The sequence below is a fragment of the Pseudomonas siliginis genome, assembly GCF_019145195.1.
In the GTDB taxonomy this organism is placed as follows: domain Bacteria; phylum Pseudomonadota; class Gammaproteobacteria; order Pseudomonadales; family Pseudomonadaceae; genus Aquipseudomonas; species Aquipseudomonas siliginis.
Genome location: NZ_JAHSTW010000037.1, coordinates 1 through 438, shown reverse-complemented (window position 1 = coordinate 438; position 438 = coordinate 1). Strand labels below are relative to the sequence as shown.

At 58.7% G+C, this 438-nt stretch carries 1 pseudogene; it reads left to right on the top strand.

Features of this window, described 5'->3' with window-relative positions:
* Window positions 1-75 precede the first annotated feature (75 nt).
* Window positions 76-438 (top strand): annotated as a pseudogene (locus KVG87_RS25740) (hypothetical protein); the annotation flags it as partial.

The window sequence follows — 438 nt, the reverse complement described above, 5'->3', positions numbered from 1 at the left end:
TCCCCTGGCTTGAACGAGCCTGAAGATGACGGACTTTCGCCCAGGTTCAGCGGCACGTGCTGGCCGGGTGCAACCGTGAACATTGAGTACAGCGACGAAGCCGGCATTGTGCACAAGGGCATCGTCAGTGCTGACACGTGGCAGTTCAGGCGCGACAAAGAGTTTGCCCTGGATATCACACATACCGTCACGGTGACCCAAGTCGCCGCTCAGCAAACTTCGCAGCCGACGTCCACGACCTTCGTTGTCAGGAGAGCGATGGTCACGCCAGTGATTACCCAGCCGCCGGACGGCTCGGAAGTCGGTCGTGCTGTAACGGTCGAGGGCACGATGGGTATGGTGGGCGCCACTTTGCAACTGCGCGACAAACAGTTTGATCGTCCCTTGGGCGATCCGAAAATATTGAGTCAGGATGGCGACTGGTCGATTGACCTGAGT